A 15,328-nucleotide genomic window follows, 5' to 3' on the forward strand; every position below is an offset into this window, starting at 1 on the left:
TCTTGGCGCTGGCTTCCTTAAGTAGTTGTCGATAGATGGTTTTTTGCACCGAGCTTCGGTTAGGCTTTGTCCAATTTTTAGTGTTACAATGGTAGAACGATTCCAACGCTAGAAAGGATGTTAACGAAATTGGACCAACTCCTCATCCGTACTCATAATGGCCTGATTCAAGGATATGTTCAGAACGGCGTCCGGACCTGGAAGGCGATTCCTTACGCCGAGCCCCCCGTCGGCGAGCGGCGTTTCCGGAAACCGCTTCCTGCACGGCCGTGGGCAGGCGTCAGATCCGGGGACATGACGGTACCGCTCGCCCCGCAGCGCGTCAACCCTACGGGTGGCGCTTTTAGACTGAAACGGGATCAGATCCCGCAGTCCGAGGACTGCCTGTACGTCAATGTGTGGGCCCCTGACGAGCCGGCACCGCAGCCGCTTCCGGTCATGGTGTGGATCCATGGCGGCGCCTTCGTGACGGGCGGCGGCGGACTGCCCATTTACGACGGCTCCGAGCTGGCGCGCCGGGGAGGCTTGATTGTCGTCAGCCTCAGCTACCGGCTGGGTCCTCTCGGTTTTACGCATTTTTCCCCATTTTCCGGAGAGACCGAAGACGGTTATTTAAGCAACGCCGGTCTGCTGGACCAAATCGAAGCGCTGCGCTGGGTGAAGCAAAACATCGCCGCTTTCGGTGGAGATCCTCAGCAGGTGACCGTATTTGGTGAGTCGGCGGGAAGCATGAGCATCGCGGCGCTGCTCGCAATGCCTGCGGCACAAGGCTTGTTCACCCGGGCGATTATGCAGAGCGGGGCTTCCCAGGCGATCTCGGACTCCCATGGCAGGCTGCTTACGAAGGGACTGCTGGATATCCTTGGCATTCCGGAAGATCAGCTGGAGCGGATGCAAGAAGTGCCTGCTGAGGATATCCTAAGAGCGGCAGACGAGTTAAAACAGGCGGCCGGAGCGAGTGCCGTCATGCTGTTCCAGCCGGTCGTCGACGGGAAGCTGCTGCCCGTCACGCCTTTGGAAGCGGTGGCCGCCGGTTCCGCGGCCGGCATCGAAATCATCATTGGTACGAACCGGGATGAGGGGGCGCTTTTTATACCGGAAGGCATGCCGATGCTGACCAAGGAACAGAACGCCCGGGCGTATACAGCGGTGACCGGGTCGAAGGAAGCGGCGAGCTGGATCGAAGCGTATCCGGCCACGGTGGAGGGACAGCGACAGGCGATGACCGAGCTGTTCTTCTGGAGGTCGGCCCTTCAGTTCGCAGAAGCCCAGCTGCCGCATGCGGCGGTATGGATGTACCGTTACGATTATGCGATGGTGCCGGGCGATCCGCTGCTGGGAACGGCCTTTCATTCCGCCGAAATTCCGTTTGTGTTTAACAATCTAGACTTGCTTGCAGGCGCAGGTATGCCGGTGAACGAAGAGATGAGGGGCGTGGCGGAACGCATGCAGGAGGCCTGGACGTCTTTTGCCAAGCGCGGACAGCCCTCAACGCCTTCTCTGCCGTGGCCTGCGTACGATGCGGAGGAACGCTGGACGATGGTGTTCGGTGCACACAGCGAGGTTACCCGTGATCCGGACGCGGACAAACGGCGGATGCTGACCGGCGGGTCTGACAGGAGAACAACTTAAACTTCCTATGCCAAAAGGTCACGCCTGGGAATCCAGGTGTGACCTTTTTATCATAAACCATGACGGTATTCATTACACTTCGTTACTTAGCGGTTTGGTTACATTACGGCTATGTATATTTCTATTTCTCCGCCGGGGTGGTATTTCTCATAATCATAAGTATAAGTCCGACGTAACTCGCCTGCTTCTTCTTTCTCCCAGATGCTTCTCCACGTTTTCACGATGCCCATTTCATCAGCGGTGTCTACCGTAAAAACCTCGTATGTCGCGTCATCCGGGATTTCTATCCAAGCATCGCCTGAGTCATTCTCGGTTGCGACGCTTAACGAATAGTCTCCCTTGTAATTGCTCTCATAATCATAATAAATACCGTATACTATGTCGCGATGCCGCTCGACCTTGCCCGAGGCTTCGTCCCAAATGGCCTGGATTTTTCCCATCATACCGGGGTCATTAAAATTATTCGTCCGCGTGCTGTTGATCAGGTGCAGTTTCATTGATTTCCCTCCGTTTTCCGCATCGATTCGGTTTCAAGGCGTCTTGTTTCATCCATTATAGAACGTTTGTTTGTATTTTTCAAATTTTAACAATTTCGGATGACTAGATTTCGTGGGAAAAAAGCGAGTTTGAATAAAAGGGTATCCCGGATGCCGGAACGAAGAATAAGGGAGTGTCGTCCGGCAGTGCAGTAAGCAACGCTGTCGAATTTTGCTGCGGCACAAGTCAAGAATACAGCTATTGGAGGGCGAATAGGGCATGAATCCGCGTTTTGAAAGAACGGCAACATTAATGAACGACCGCTTTGGCCTGTTTATTCATTGGGGATTGTATGCGATTCCGGCCAGAGGCGAATGGGTACGGAGCCAGGAGCGCATCACGAATGAACAGTACCAAGCCTATTTTGAGGACTTTAATCCGACTCTGTATGATCCGCGTGCATGGGCCAAGGCGGCCAAAGCGGCAGGACAGCGCTACGCCGTGCTGACGACCAAGCATCATGACGGCTTCTGCTTGTTTGACAGCGAGCTGACGGATTACAAAGCAACGAATACGCCGGCTGGAAGAGACCTGATCCGCGAGTATGTCGATGCGTTTCGCGAAGAGGGGCTGCAGGTCGGTTTCTATTATTCGTTGATCGATTGGTACCATTCGGATTATCCTGCCTTCGGCGACCGCCAGCACCCGATGCGTGCAGAAGAATCGTACAAAAACCGGGAGGAGAAATTCGACCGGTATTTGGAGTACATGCACGGACAGGTCCGGGAACTGCTGACCAACTACGGAAAAATCGATATTATGTGGTTCGATTTCTCATATGATGATATGACCGGCGAAAAGTGGCGCGCCACCGAGCTGATCCGGATGATCCGCTCCCTGCAGCCGGACATCGTCATCGACAACCGCTTGGGCGGCAATATTATGGCGGCGGAGCCGGAGGAATACGCGGGCGACTTCTTCTCGCCTGAACAGATTATTCCGCCGCGCGGCATCGTGAATGATCTGGGCGAGCCGATTCCGTGGGAGGCATGTATTACCCTAAACGACCATTGGGGCTACCATGCGACGGACAAAAACTATAAGTCTCCGAGACAGGTCATCCGTGCGCTGGTGGAATGCGTCAGCAAAAACGGCAATTTGCTCCTGAACGTCGGACCGGACGCCAAAGGGGAAATTCCGAAGGAGTCCCTGGCCATTTTGTCCGTTGTCGGTGAATGGCTGCGCCGGAACGGGGACAGCATTTACGGCTGCGGGATTGCGGCACTTCCCAAGCCGGAGTGGGGGCGGTATACGCAAAAAGGCAATAAGCTGTACGCCCATATTTTTGACCGCGGCATCGGCCCGATCTACTTCCAGGGACTGAAGGGGAAGATCAAGAAAGCCCGCCTGCTGTCGGACGGCAGCGAGCTGCACGTGGAAACGCCTTGGATGGCCGATCAATATTCGGATACGGACAGCGGTGCGTTTATTCACCTGGCCGGCGGCGATCTGCCGGATGAACTGGATACGGTCATCGAACTGGAACTGACAGAAGAAATTTAACAACAGACCGGAGGGATTACGCGAATGAAGCCTGGAGTAAGTACATACAGCCTTTTGCAAGCGATTAAGGCGGGAGAGATGACCGTACTGGACGTCATCGACTGGATTTCGGAGCAGGGCGGGGAACATATGGAGATCGTACCGTACGGATTTACGCTGGAGGATCAGCCGGAGCTGGCCGATGCGGTTCGTGAGCGGGCCGCTGCCAAAGGAATCGAGCTGTCCAATTATTCGATGCCGGCCAACTTCGTGCAGGATACGCCGGAAGCCTTTGAAGAGGAAATTGAACGCATCAAGCGGCATGTGGACACCGTTCACCGATTGGGCATGAAGCATATGCGTCATGACGTGACAGCATTTACGCTGCCGCCGGAGAAGCGGGGCATCGATTATCTCGAAGCCAACCTGGACCAGATCGTCGAAGGCTGCCGGCGGATCGCCGATTATGCGGCGGGGTTCGGCATCACGACCACCGTCGAGAATCACGGCATGAGCGTTCAGGCCAGTGACCGCGTTCAGCGCGTGCTGCAGGCCGTGGACCGTACCAATTTCAAAACAACGCTCGATGTCGGTAACTTCCTCTGTGTCGATGAGCAGCCGCTTGTCGGCGTTAAGCGGAATCTCCCTTATGCATCGCTTGTGCACGTGAAGGATTTCTATATCCGTCCGGCGGACCAAAATCCGGGAGGCGGCGCCTGGTTTCTTACCTCACATGGCAACTATTTGCGGGGAGCTATCTTCGGGCAGGGCGATATTGACGTTCGGCGGGTGCTCCGTTTGATCAAGGAATCCGGCTACGACGGTTACATTACGCTGGAGTTCGAGGGCATGGAGGAGTGCCGCGAGGGCACGAAGCTTGGCCTTGAAAACCTGAAGCGGATCTGGGACGAAGTCTAAAGCACTTCGATAGGGAAGCGGCTGCCGGGCCTGCCCGGCAGCCTTGTTTTTTGCAGAAACATAATCATTTACTTGGAGGTTGATTGCATGATGATGCCTACGCATATCGGAGCCGTCGGAGGTTTTGTTGAGAATGGCCGCGGGGATATCCTCTTGGTCAAGACACGACACGGTGGTTGGGTTTTTCCCGGCGGCCAGGTGGAGAATGGTGAGAACCTGATGGATGCCCTGACCAGAGAAATCAAGGAAGAGAGCGGAATTGATACCGAAGTGACGCATCTGATCGGGATTTATTCCAATACGGGCAGCTACCTGTGGCATGACGGACAAACCCCGGTTCCGACCAAGCTGATGCTGGACTTTGTATGTACACCGACGGGAGGGGAGCTGTGCACATCTGAAGAGACTTCAGACAGCCGCTGGGTGCCGAAAAGTCAGGTGCTCGACCTCGTAACTGCCCCGGCCATCCGGCTCCGCTATCAGGCTTACCTGGACTTTAACGGTAAAATCCAATATATGGAGTACATCACGAGACCGGAATTTGAGGTTAAGCTGCAAAGAACGCTTTAATCCGAATGTAACGCCCCGGGCTCGGGGCGGGTCCATTTGACCCATACCCGATAGATCGTTGTTTTATCGACGTGCTGCTCGTCGGCAAACACCTCACGCCTGCCGTAACCCGCGGTCTTCGCTTTCATCAGCTCCCATACCAGGGCGCCGGCGATCTTCGGATCGGCCGTCCGGTACCCGTCATACTCCCAGCCGAGTTTGTTATAGGGTTCGTCCAATGCCCATACTTGGGCTTCATACATCGAATCAAACGTCATTACTTCATCGTGCCAGATCAAACCGGACAAGTCGTGCTGCTTCAATCCATTGCCCGTACCTTGGGTTACAAGCTCGAAAAATGGCGCAGGCTTGTTTCCATCATCCTTCATGTTCTGTCATCCCCCAATTATAGTTCAGGCGAAACGCCGTACAAGCGGTGCACAAGTTTCATGCGGATGCTTATGGTTCGTCCAGCGCAAAAGCTTTGGAATCAAACGTCGTTGACAGCACGGTAATCGTCTGCGTGAAGCCGTACTTGCTGCAGGCCATCCGGAACTCCTCCAGCGATTGCATCGAAGCCGCAACCACCTTCAGGATAAAATTATATTGACCGCTGATTTGATGCAGCTCAAGCACGTCGGGAGACTGGGAGCAGAATTCGGTCAATGCGTTGCAATGATCGGCCTGCACGAGAATAAACGCGGTGATCGGTTTGCCTATTTTATCAGGAGACAGCACCGCCCGGTAGGATGCTATGACGCCTTTATCCTCCAGCTTGCGGATCCGCTCGGTCACGGCCGGACCGGACATGTTGATCATGCGGCCCAGCTCGGAAATGGAAATACGGGCATCCTTTTGCAGAATATCTAAAATACGCAGGTCAATTTGGTCCATAAAGTGAACTCCTTTCGTCATTTGAAAATATCCAGGTAGAGCAAGCCTCTTGATTAAGATTCCGGACAGAACCTTCAAATTATAAATTCCGGATCGGTGAATAACTTCAAATTCAAAGTATATGGGTAGGAATAACTTGGTTTTTGTATGTAACGCTGCCCCTGTGATTCTTACAATGGAGTTAAGAAATCCATATACAAGAGTCTTAGGAGGAGTTTACCATGAAAACCATCATATATAGCGAAAAACATATCGGTCGTCTGAAGCTGAGCAACAGATTGATCGTTTCCCCCATGCAGCAGAACCAGGGGACGCCCGAAGCGTTCGCCACTGATTATCACGTGAACCACTACGGACGGCTTGCCGGCGGAGCCGCGATGGTCATGCTGGAATCGACCGGGGTATCGCCGAACGGCAGGCTGTTCAGCAACGACATCGGCATTTTTACGGATGAGCATGTCGCCCCTTTGAAAAAAGTGGTCGAAGCCGTTCACGCCAAAAACACGCCGGTTTTCATTCAGCTTACGCATGGCGGCAGAAAGTCGTGGAGAAACGGGGGGGCTCGTCTGCTAGCACCGAGTCCGATTGCCTACGACGACGAATACGGGATTCCGGAAGAAATGAGCTTGTTGGATATCCAGAGCGAGATCGAAAATTTCCGGCAAGCTGCCAGAAGAAGCCTGGAAGCCGGCTTTGATGGCATCGAAGTGCACGCGGCACACGGCCATTTGGTGCATCAGTTCCTCTCCCCGCTGTCCAACCACCGGACAGATGCATATGGCGGCTCGCCGGAAAAACGAACCCGGTTTCTCCGTGACATTTTGGAAGCCGTCCGCTCGGAGGTAGGACGCGACTATCCGGTACTGATCCGCGTATCCGCGTCCGATTTTACCGAAGGGGGCCTTACGCCCGTAGATGTGGCGAAAATCTCCGCTTCCCTGGAGCCACTGATCGATGCCGTTGACGTGTCTTCCGGAGGCCTGCTCCCGGTCAATCCCGCCGCGACGCCCGACGGGTATCAGGTACCCTATGCCTCCATTATAAAGCAATACGTGAGTATTCCCATCATTGCCGTGGGTAAAATTTACTCCAAAGAGCTTGCCGAGTTCATCCTAACGGATCGACTGGCGGACTTTATCGCCATAGGACGGCCGCTGCTGGGCAATCCGGAGTTTATTCGCAGCACCTTTTTCACGTCCGAGACAGAAGCCGTCGGTGTTCATTCTAATTGAGCCTTGAGATGAAAGAGTATCGAAGCTATCGTTAAGGGAGGAAGTATATGATATGAGGAGTTGTTAAAAACGGTGCAGCTAATGAATGAACATGCGGTTCCATCGGCATATCCTGACGCCGGGGGGACGCTTGAAGCCGAAACAGCCCGGCTGATACAGCTGATCTACCTGTATGCTCCACATGACGGTGCCTTTGATCAGCGCATCCCTGGTTTGTTCATCGGCCGCTATTCAAGAGTAGATATGGACAACGTTAAAACCTTTTACTCGCCTTCTTTGGGAATCGTTGTGCAAGGAGCCAAGGACATCACGGTCGGGAAGGAGGTTCATCGAATCGGCCAATCGGATATGTTTGTGACACCCGCGGCCCTGCCGGTTGCTGTTCAGACCACACAAGCAAGTCATTCCGAGCCGCTGCTCGGTGTCAGACTGGATCTGGATCCGCAAAGAATCGCCGAGTTGGTCCTGAAAGTGTATCCCCAGGGACTGCCTCCAATTCATGAACGGAGCGCATGCTACGTCACTAACGCAGACTTAGGCATAGTAAGGACGATGTCAAGACTGATAGAGTATCTATTTCACCCCGGGGATGCCGAATTGCTGGCTCCACTCGCAGTGGATGAGATTTTAATACGGCTTCTGCGCAGCCCCGTCGGCGTTCATGTTGCCGAAATGGGTATTGCTGACTCGGAAATGCAGCCTGTGGTGAAGGCCATTGCTTGGCTCCGCGACCATTTTTCTCAGCAAATAAAGGTTGAAAACTTAGCGGAATTGGAGCATATGAGTGTGTCCACTTTTTACAAGCATTTTAAGTCAGTCACGTCGATGAGCCCGCTGCAATACCAAAAGGCGCTGCGCCTTCAAGAAGCCCGGCATCTGATGTTATCTCGCCAAATGGACGCGACCACTGCATGCCGGCTTGTAGGGTATGTAAGCGACTCCCAGTTCAGCCGGGATTACAGCGCTTATTTCGGACACCCGCCAAGAAGGGACGTTTCCAGATTGCGTCAAAGAGAACGAATCATGGACTGACCGAACGGTATGGTGTGGGTGAGGCCAGGGTTCGATCAGATTCGGGAAGCATTCCAGAATATCAGGCAAAGAGTAGCGAGGATCAGGCAAAGATCGGGGTGAGCTGTGGAGTATGCTAAGTTTAGCGTTGGATCAGCGGCGAGGGGGATAAGAGATCACCACCGCAAGAGATGCAAGCAGCTAAACTACTCTACAGCTTTAGGAGGACTTTACTATGCGTGTTTTTGTTACAGGAGCAACAGGCTTTATCGGTTCCGCTGTCGTCCGCGAACTCTTGGGTGCCGGACATCATGTGGTGGGGCTTGCTCGCTCAGACAAATCGGCTGAAGCATTGGCTGCCGCCGGGGTTGAGGTGCATCCGGGCAACCTCCACGATCTCGACAGCCTTACAGCTGGCGTGGAGGCATCGGAAGGTGTCATTCACACGGCTTTTAACACGGATTTTAACAACTTTGACGAAACCACGAACTTTATAGACACCGCCGAAGCGGACCGGCGAGCGATCGAGACGTTGGGCGAAGCGCTCGCGGGAACGAATCGGCCCCTCGTTGTCACATCCGGTACGGCCCTTCTTAGACCGGGGCGTCTCGCGATGGAAGAGGACCCGCTGGATTCACAGTCGTTCGCAGCGCTTCGGATCCCATCCGAAGAGACGGCACTGTCATTCGCCCAACGAGGTGTGCGCGTATCGGTGGTGCGGCCCCCGTTGTCCGTACACGGCAAAGGCGATCATGGATTCATCCCGGCACTCATCCATCTAGCCAAGACCAAAGGTGTCTCGGCATACTTAGGCAATGGTTCTAATCGATGGTCGGCTGTGCACCTTCTTGACCTCTCGCATCTGTTCCGGTTGGCCTTGGAAAAGGCTCCTGCCGGCGCACGGCTGCACGGTGTCGGCGAAGAAGCAATCCCGTTCCAAAATATCGCCAATGTCATTGGCCAACGCCTTGAAGTGCCGGTAAAAGCCATTTCCCCCGAGAAGGCTGATGAACATTTTGGTTTTCTTGCGGCCATGGTAAAGATGGACAACCCGGCCTCAAGCACCCGGACTCAAGAGCAATTGGGATGGTCTCCCGTGCAGCCTGGATTGATTGCTGACATCGATCAGAACTACTTTACAAACGAATGACTCGGACATTCCCGGCTCAAACTGTCGACAAACCTTGTCGGCAGTTTGCATTTGAATTGGTTCTTCCAAAATCGCCTGTATTGGCTCTGATCACAAGCCATTTTCCTTATTATAATGAAGCCGTACACAAGCGAAAAGGGAGGAAATGTTGATGAACAGAACCTTGGGATCATCCGGTATTCCTGTAAGTCCGTTGGGGCTCGGCTGCTGGGCGATTGGCGGAAACTTTACGCTCGGCGGCCTGCCCGACGGATGGGGCGAGGTGGACGATGCGGAATCGGAGGCGGCCATTCATACGGCGCTGGACATGGGAGTAACCTTCTTTGATACGGCCGACGCATATGGAACCGGACATAGTGAAGAAGTGCTGGGGCGCGCGGTCAAGGGGCGCCGCCATCAAGTGGTCATCGCCACTAAATTCGGATTTTTGCAGGACGCCGCGAACAGGGAAGTACATTTGCGTTACGATGTCTCGCCTTCCTATGTCCGCTTTGCCTGCGAGCGTTCGCTCCGACGGCTGGGGACCGATTACATCGATTTGCTGCAAATTCATCCGGGTTCATTGACCCGCGAAGAGATGGAGTCCGTGATCGATCCGCTGGAACGTCTGCGCGGGGAGGGGCTTATCCGGGCATACGGGTGGAGCACGGGTGATGCGGAGAACGCCGAATTTTTCGCCAGCCGGTCGCATGCAGCCGCCATTCAGCATGAGCAAAATGTGTTCCATGACAACCGTGACGTCGTGGCCGTTTGCGAGCGGTTGGGACTTGCAAGCATTAACAACACGCCGCTGGCGATGGGGCTTTTGAGCGGCAAATTCCGGCCGGAGACAAGCCTGCCGAATACCGATGTCAGGGGCAGCGGGCATGACTGGGTGAGGTACTTTAAAGACGGCAGCCCCCTTCCCGAGTTCATTGAGAAGCTTGACGCCATCAAAGAAATTTTGACGAGCGGCGAGCGGACGCTGGTTCAGGGAGCCCTTGCCTGGTTGTGGGCGAGAAGCGATGCCGCGATCCCGATTCCGGGCTTTAAAACGAGACGGCAGGTGGAGGAACTGGCAGGTGCTGTATCCCTTGGCCCATTATCTGCTAAACAAATGCAAGAAATCGATGCAATGGTGAACAGCTTCTAGCAAAGTTAGCAAGCAGATATATGTATGAATGGACCCTCACGGTATTTCCGTGGGGGTTTGTTAATTCACAGAATTGTATTGTCAATATGAAGACAATGTTAAATTTTCGTATGATTTTAATGTTTTTTTAAGATAATTGGCGTATACTGTTCGCTTGAGAACAGATGGGAGTGATACCGTGCGCCAATTATTTGTGCCGTCCAGGCGGGTGGGGATAACCCTTTTCTCCTTGCTGCTCGGCGGTTTTATTTTAAACTTCTTCATGCAGGCGGCTTCGCTCGGAATGAATATCGGAAGCGTGCTGAACTGGATTTCCCAATATTACTGGCTCTATTTGTCCGGCAGTTTGTTTTTCTTTTTCGTACTACTGGTCTGTGCCATGATTATTCCGAACGTCTATACGGGGGCGTTGATCGCTTTTATCGTATGCGTTGTTCTCGGGATCGCCAATTATGAGAAGCTGTCCACAACGGGCGAGCCTTTATTCCCATGGGATTTGATGCAGATCAAGAACGCCCAGGAAATGACGAAAATTACGAAGGGCATGATTTCGCCTACAGCGGTCATTGTCTCGGTGCTGCTCGTTGCGGCATTAATCTATCTGATGCTGAAGCTGCCAAAGGTCAAGGTCCGTCTTCCGCTGCGGATCACGCTCGGCATTATCTCGCTGGTGGCAGTCGGCGGATTTATTCAAATGGTCGGAGGCCAGCATGCGCTGGCCACATCGCTGAAGTATCAGAACATTCCGTGGAACCAGAAGGTCAACTACGCCCAGAACGGGTTCGTGTACGCCTTCGCCGGCAACCTGATGCAGAACCTGATCGAAAAACCTGAGGGTTACAGCAAAGAAGCGATCGAAGCCATCGCGCAAAAATACGGGACATCTACCGATACGCCGCCAACCAAAGCGGTAGAGCAGCCGAATATTATGTATATGATGGACGAGGCCTTTTTTGATCCGACCCGGATGCCGTCCTATACGTTCAGCGAGGATCCGCTGAAGTTTATTCACCAGAATGCCCAATCGACGCCGGATGGTTTTCTGCTGTCCCCTGAGTTTGGAGGCAACACGGCTAACGTGGAATTCGAGGCGCTGACCGGCCTGTCGATGTATTTTTTGAAGGACGGGTCGATTCCGTACCAGCAGCGAATTGTCAAAATGTCCTCACTGCCTTCCATCGTCAGCATTCTGAAGGACCGGGGGTACGAGGCGCTGGCGCTGCATCCGTTCGATGACACGTTCTACAACCGCAATCGGGTGTATCCGATTCTCGGCTTCGACCAATTCACGAGCGAGAAGGACCTGCCGAACGCCAAGCGGTATACGCCGAATGGCTACATTTCCGACATGGCTGCCGTACAGGAAGCGGTCCGTGAGCTGAAGTCGGCGAGCAAGCCGACGTTCCTGCACCTGGTGACGATGCAGAACCATTTTCCGTTTACCAAGGGACTGAACGGTTCGAACACGATTACGGTTTCCGGCGTCAAACCGGAATACAAAGACGAGCTGGAAACGTATACGCATGATACCAAGCTGACGGATGAGGCGGTGGCTTACTTGAGCCAGCAGCTGAAGACGATTCAGCGGCCGACGATCGTCGCGTTCTGGGGCGATCACCTGCCGGCATTGTCCTCCGGGGTGTATGCCCAGGCCGGATTTAACGACAACCCGCGCCTGAAGCATGAGACGAAGCTGATCTACTTGGCCAACTTTGATATCGGCAGCAAGTCTCCGGGCACGATGAGTCCCGCTTTTATCGGGCCGACCGTGTTCGAGCTGTCCGGCCAGAGTATGCCGGCGTATTACAAGCTGCTGGAGAAAGTAAAGTCCGAAATTCCCGGCTTGAACAAAAGCGTATTAATCGGCAAGGATAACGCCGTGATCTCAGCCTTGACGCCGGAGCAGCAGTCGCTGCTGAACGATTACAAGCTTGTGGTTTACGATATGCTGGAGGGAGAGCAGTACGGCAAGGATTTGCTGTACTAGGTAAGAATTGCCTGCTGCCCTCACCGATTGAAAAAGGGGATGTCCCGTGGTTATACACCTCGGGCATCCCCTTTGCTATATTTATAGCTGTGCCGATACGGTCCGATAATAGGTTTTGACCGTAAACGCATAATAGGCGAGATAGATCAGAAGATAAGCCCCGCCGGAGAGAAGGATCGGAACGGCGAAGAGGCCGCTGATCAGGTTAATGCCGGCAAGTGCCTTTAGCATCATGATGCTGTGCACCAGTCCGACAATCAGCGGGAGTCCAAACACGAACAGCACCTGCTTGGCGACAGACCGGCGGATATCTTTACGGCTTACGCCTATTTTTCGCAAAATGCCATAGCTTCCTTTGCTGGCTTCCGCTTCGGTCAACTGATTAAAGTAGATGATGCTCCCGGTGGCTGCCAGAAAGACCAGCCCGAGAAATCCGAGCGTAAAGACGTTGATGCCGGCGTTCTCCACATTCTGGCGGTACTGCTGATAGAATGTTGCCATTCCGCTTCCGTCTCCAGAAAGCTTGATGAGCGCCGTTGCCGTTTCCTTCGTCGTTTCCTGGCCTCTGACTTTAAAGGCTTTATAGGTGCTGGCTTCGAGGCTCTTGCTCAACTGGCTGAACAGGCTGTCGCTCATGACGATGCACAGATCCGGATAGCCCCAAGGAAGGATGCGTCCTTCAGCAACCCCAGTCACCTCTAAGCTCACCTGTTCATTCCCTGTGGTGACGGATATTCGATTTCCTTGTACCTCATCAGCCGATAGGTTCGTGTACAATGGGCGAACGAGGACAACATCCCGACCTGCGGGCTGAAGGCGTTCTTTATAGCTCAGTGTCGAAGCGGCCTGATTATACGTTGATGCAGATATCAGCTTTACGGGAACCTCATTTGGCTCGTAATTTCCCGGATGATAGGCAAACCGGGTCAGATCGGCATCGGTCGCAATCACAGGAAGGTCGATTTCGGCGATAACCGAATGCTTGGCGTCCGAGAGAATGAGTTGTCTGGCCGTTGCATCAAGCCCGTTTTCCGAAGCGGCGTAGGTGTAGCTGAACGGCATCTCCTGTTCGGCGCTCTGCTTTTGGGTATAAAAAAAGCTGTAGCCAACGCTTACCGCGCACAAGGTCAAGGAACTGAGCAGCGCGATCGTGGTCAGCATGACCGTATTGCTGCGGATCCGGTAGAGCAGGTGGGAAGTGCCGATCATGTTGATGCCGCGGTAATACCTTTTTTTATGATGTGATGACAGCTGTAAGAGCACAATGACAAGGGAGCGGAACAACAGATAGGTGCCTGCGCCTAGTCCAATAAAAATGATGGAGAAGTTGACAAGAATACCTTGGGTCGTACTTACAGGTTTAAAAGCAGTCCAGTAACCCAGAGCAATGAGGATGACGGACAGCCCTGCAGCGAGCCGAGAAATTTGGGGCGCATGCTCGCCTTTTCGCTCGGCTTGGAATAGCTCCACGAGCTTGAACTTATAGATCAACCTGTAGCCCTGCATGGAAGTGATCAAAATCAGGACCGCAAATACCAATGAAACTTGACCAATGGCCTCAATGTGAATTTCAAACCCGGCTCGGACCGGGTTATCCAGCAGCTTCAGTAAAATCATTGTGAACAGCTTCGATAAAAGGGTGCCGAGAAAGACGCCCAAGATCAAGGCAACCAGACTCATGATCAGGTTTTCATAGAACAGCATCCGGGCGATCGTTTGTCTTCGCATACCGAGCAGAGCATATAAACCAACCTCCTTCTTTCTTTTTCGGGTAAAGAAGGCATTCGAGCCCCATACGAATATGGCTGTGAATAAGATCAGGATGACGGATGCCTGGGACAGAACGGCCCTGAGGCTTTCGGAGGACTGAAGTCCTTCAGCGATAGCCTGGCTATATTGAAGCGACACGAAAATATAGTAAATCATGACACTGAAGATCATGGACAGCAGATAGATTAAATAGTTTTTGACGTTCCCCTGAATATTTTTCTTCGCTACGTCAAACAGCGTCAATGGCTCCGCCTCCCAGTACGGCCAGTACATCCAGCACTTTTTTGAACATGTCCCTTCGTGACTGGCTTCCCTTGACCAATTCGGTGAACAGGCTTCCATCCTTGATGAAAATCACCCGCTTGCAGTAGCTGGCGGCATAGGCGTCGTGGGTAACCATCAGAACTGTAGTTCCTTCCTGTTCGTTCAGTTCCTTCAGGCTCTCCAGAAAGTCGGTTGCCGATTTGGAATCGAGCGCCCCGGTAGGCTCGTCGGCCAGCAGCAGCGCGGGTTTCGTCACGATTGCCCGGGAAGCGGCCGTGCGCTGCTTCTGCCCGCCCGATATCTGGTACGGATACTTGTCCAGAATCGACTGGATCCCGAACCGGACCGCAACCTCGCTTGCCCGCTGCTCCAGCTGCCCGACATTCATTTTGGCAATGGCCAGCGGAAGCACGATATTTTCCTTAACTGTCAGCGTATCGAGCAGGTTGTAATCCTGAAAAACGAAGCCAAGCCGGTCTCGGCGAAACGAAGACAGCTGGTCTTCGTTCATGTTCAGGATGTTGTGTCCGTCGATCACTACCTCGCCCGAGGTCGGGGAATCAATGGTGGCCAAAATATTGAGCAGCGTCGTCTTTCCTGAGCCTGACGGTCCCATAACAGCCACGCTGTCGCCTTCCTTGACGGTTAGGTCGATGTGTTGCAGGGCGGATATGACGCTGTCTCCCGAGCCGTATACTTTGGAGATTTGTTTGCCTTCGATGACGACATTCATTGATTGTGTCTCCTCCTTAATGGGGGTCTGTATTAGA

Annotated in this window: 14 protein-coding genes; 9 read left to right on the forward strand and 5 right to left on the reverse strand. The window is 53.5% G+C overall.

The genetic code is table 11. The annotated features are described in order from the left end of the window. Nucleotides 1-129: 129 nt before the first annotated feature. Complete coding sequence (locus KI379_RS10215; protein ID WP_212983473.1) at nt 130-1,632, forward strand: carboxylesterase/lipase family protein; 1,503 nt, start codon at nt 130-132, stop codon at nt 1,630-1,632. A 98-nt stretch (nt 1,633-1,730) separates the two neighbouring features. Here KI379_RS10215 and KI379_RS10220 read toward each other — a convergent pair whose 3' ends face one another. Continuing rightward, nucleotides 1,731-2,129: an effector binding domain-containing protein gene (locus KI379_RS10220; RefSeq protein ID WP_212983474.1), complete on the reverse strand. Its 399-nt coding sequence runs from the start codon at nt 2,127-2,129 to the stop codon at nt 1,731-1,733. Between the two features lie 259 nt (nt 2,130-2,388). On the opposite strand from KI379_RS10220, the gene KI379_RS10225 reads away from it, so the two are divergent. From KI379_RS10225 to KI379_RS10235, 3 genes are all read left to right on the forward strand, one after another. Beyond that, a complete protein-coding gene (locus KI379_RS10225; protein WP_212983475.1) occupies nt 2,389-3,672 on the forward strand; it encodes an alpha-L-fucosidase in 1,284 nt (427 codons plus the stop codon). 24 nt (nt 3,673-3,696) lie between these two features. Beyond that, the gene (locus KI379_RS10230) at nt 3,697-4,569 is read left to right on the forward strand and encodes a sugar phosphate isomerase/epimerase family protein (RefSeq protein ID WP_212983476.1); all 873 of its coding nucleotides are present in this window, start codon (nt 3,697-3,699) and stop codon (nt 4,567-4,569) included. Between the two features lie 87 nt (nt 4,570-4,656). Next, nucleotides 4,657-5,139, forward strand: coding sequence for an NUDIX hydrolase (locus tag KI379_RS10235; RefSeq protein ID WP_212983477.1), 483 nt, complete (start codon nt 4,657-4,659; stop codon nt 5,137-5,139). On the opposite strand, the gene KI379_RS10240 is transcribed toward KI379_RS10235, so the two are convergent. Together KI379_RS10240 and KI379_RS10245 are read right to left on the reverse strand one after the other, a co-directional pair. Then, entirely contained in the window at nt 5,136-5,507 is a 372-nt protein-coding gene (locus KI379_RS10240) for a hypothetical protein (protein ID WP_212983478.1), read from the reverse strand. The two genes, KI379_RS10235 and KI379_RS10240, sit on opposite strands and share 4 nt — an antisense overlap. A gap of 70 nt (nt 5,508-5,577) precedes the next feature. Further along, the gene (locus KI379_RS10245; RefSeq protein WP_076166974.1) at nt 5,578-6,012 is read right to left on the reverse strand and encodes an Lrp/AsnC family transcriptional regulator; all 435 of its coding nucleotides are present in this window, start codon (nt 6,010-6,012) and stop codon (nt 5,578-5,580) included. 221 nt (nt 6,013-6,233) lie between these two features. Between KI379_RS10245 and KI379_RS10250 the strand changes: the two genes are divergently transcribed. From KI379_RS10250 to KI379_RS10270, 5 genes are all read left to right on the forward strand, one after another. Then, complete coding sequence (locus tag KI379_RS10250; protein ID WP_212983479.1) at nt 6,234-7,244, forward strand: oxidoreductase; 1,011 nt, start codon at nt 6,234-6,236, stop codon at nt 7,242-7,244. A gap of 81 nt (nt 7,245-7,325) precedes the next feature. Next, entirely contained in the window at nt 7,326-8,276 is a 951-nt protein-coding gene (locus tag KI379_RS10255) for an AraC family transcriptional regulator (protein ID WP_212969433.1), read from the forward strand. Nucleotides 8,277-8,490: 214 nt separating this feature from the next. Then, nucleotides 8,491-9,405, forward strand: a complete 915-nt coding sequence (locus KI379_RS10260; RefSeq protein ID WP_212983480.1) for an SDR family oxidoreductase — start codon at nt 8,491-8,493, stop codon at nt 9,403-9,405. Between the two features lie 151 nt (nt 9,406-9,556). Further along, nucleotides 9,557-10,537: an aldo/keto reductase gene (locus KI379_RS10265; RefSeq protein ID WP_212983481.1), complete on the forward strand. Its 981-nt coding sequence runs from the start codon at nt 9,557-9,559 to the stop codon at nt 10,535-10,537. Between the two features lie 178 nt (nt 10,538-10,715). Next, nucleotides 10,716-12,524 carry an LTA synthase family protein gene (locus KI379_RS10270; protein WP_212983482.1) on the forward strand — a complete coding sequence of 603 codons (1,809 nt, stop codon included), beginning with the start codon at nt 10,716-10,718 and terminating at the stop codon, nt 12,522-12,524. Nucleotides 12,525-12,605: 81 nt separating this feature from the next. Here the strand turns inward: KI379_RS10270 and KI379_RS10275 are convergent, their stop codons facing one another. Both KI379_RS10275 and KI379_RS10280 read right to left on the reverse strand, forming a co-directional pair. Further along, nucleotides 12,606-14,537, reverse strand: coding sequence for an ABC transporter permease (locus KI379_RS10275; RefSeq protein ID WP_212983483.1), 1,932 nt, complete (start codon nt 14,535-14,537; stop codon nt 12,606-12,608). Then, nucleotides 14,524-15,291: an ABC transporter ATP-binding protein gene (locus KI379_RS10280; protein ID WP_163873504.1), complete on the reverse strand. Its 768-nt coding sequence runs from the start codon at nt 15,289-15,291 to the stop codon at nt 14,524-14,526. Before KI379_RS10280 ends, KI379_RS10275 begins: the two co-directional genes overlap by 14 nt. Nucleotides 15,292-15,328 lie beyond the last annotated feature (37 nt).

The sequence above is a fragment of the Paenibacillus cineris genome (genome assembly GCF_018333335.1).
Taxonomy (GTDB): Bacteria; Bacillota; Bacilli; order Paenibacillales; family Paenibacillaceae; genus Paenibacillus_AQ; species Paenibacillus_AQ favisporus.

Excerpts from the sequence above, each read along its gene's own strand:
- KI379_RS10220 (WP_212983474.1), bottom strand. The coding sequence starts at position 2,129 with ATGAAACTGCACCTGATCAACAGCACGCGGACGAATAATTTTAATGAC.
- KI379_RS10225 (WP_212983475.1), top strand. The coding sequence starts at position 2,389 with ATGAATCCGCGTTTTGAAAGAACGGCAACATTAATGAACGACCGCTTT.
- KI379_RS10230 (WP_212983476.1), top strand. The coding sequence starts at position 3,697 with ATGAAGCCTGGAGTAAGTACATACAGCCTTTTGCAAGCGATTAAGGCG.
- KI379_RS10235 (WP_212983477.1), top strand. The coding sequence starts at position 4,657 with ATGATGATGCCTACGCATATCGGAGCCGTCGGAGGTTTTGTTGAGAAT.
- KI379_RS10240 (WP_212983478.1), bottom strand. The coding sequence starts at position 5,507 with ATGAAGGATGATGGAAACAAGCCTGCGCCATTTTTCGAGCTTGTAACC.
- KI379_RS10245 (WP_076166974.1), bottom strand. The coding sequence starts at position 6,012 with ATGGACCAAATTGACCTGCGTATTTTAGATATTCTGCAAAAGGATGCC.
- KI379_RS10250 (WP_212983479.1), top strand. The coding sequence starts at position 6,234 with ATGAAAACCATCATATATAGCGAAAAACATATCGGTCGTCTGAAGCTG.
- KI379_RS10255 (WP_212969433.1), top strand. The coding sequence starts at position 7,326 with ATGAATGAACATGCGGTTCCATCGGCATATCCTGACGCCGGGGGGACG.
- KI379_RS10260 (WP_212983480.1), top strand. The coding sequence starts at position 8,491 with ATGCGTGTTTTTGTTACAGGAGCAACAGGCTTTATCGGTTCCGCTGTC.
- KI379_RS10265 (WP_212983481.1), top strand. The coding sequence starts at position 9,557 with ATGAACAGAACCTTGGGATCATCCGGTATTCCTGTAAGTCCGTTGGGG.
- KI379_RS10280 (WP_163873504.1), bottom strand. The coding sequence starts at position 15,291 with ATGAATGTCGTCATCGAAGGCAAACAAATCTCCAAAGTATACGGCTCG.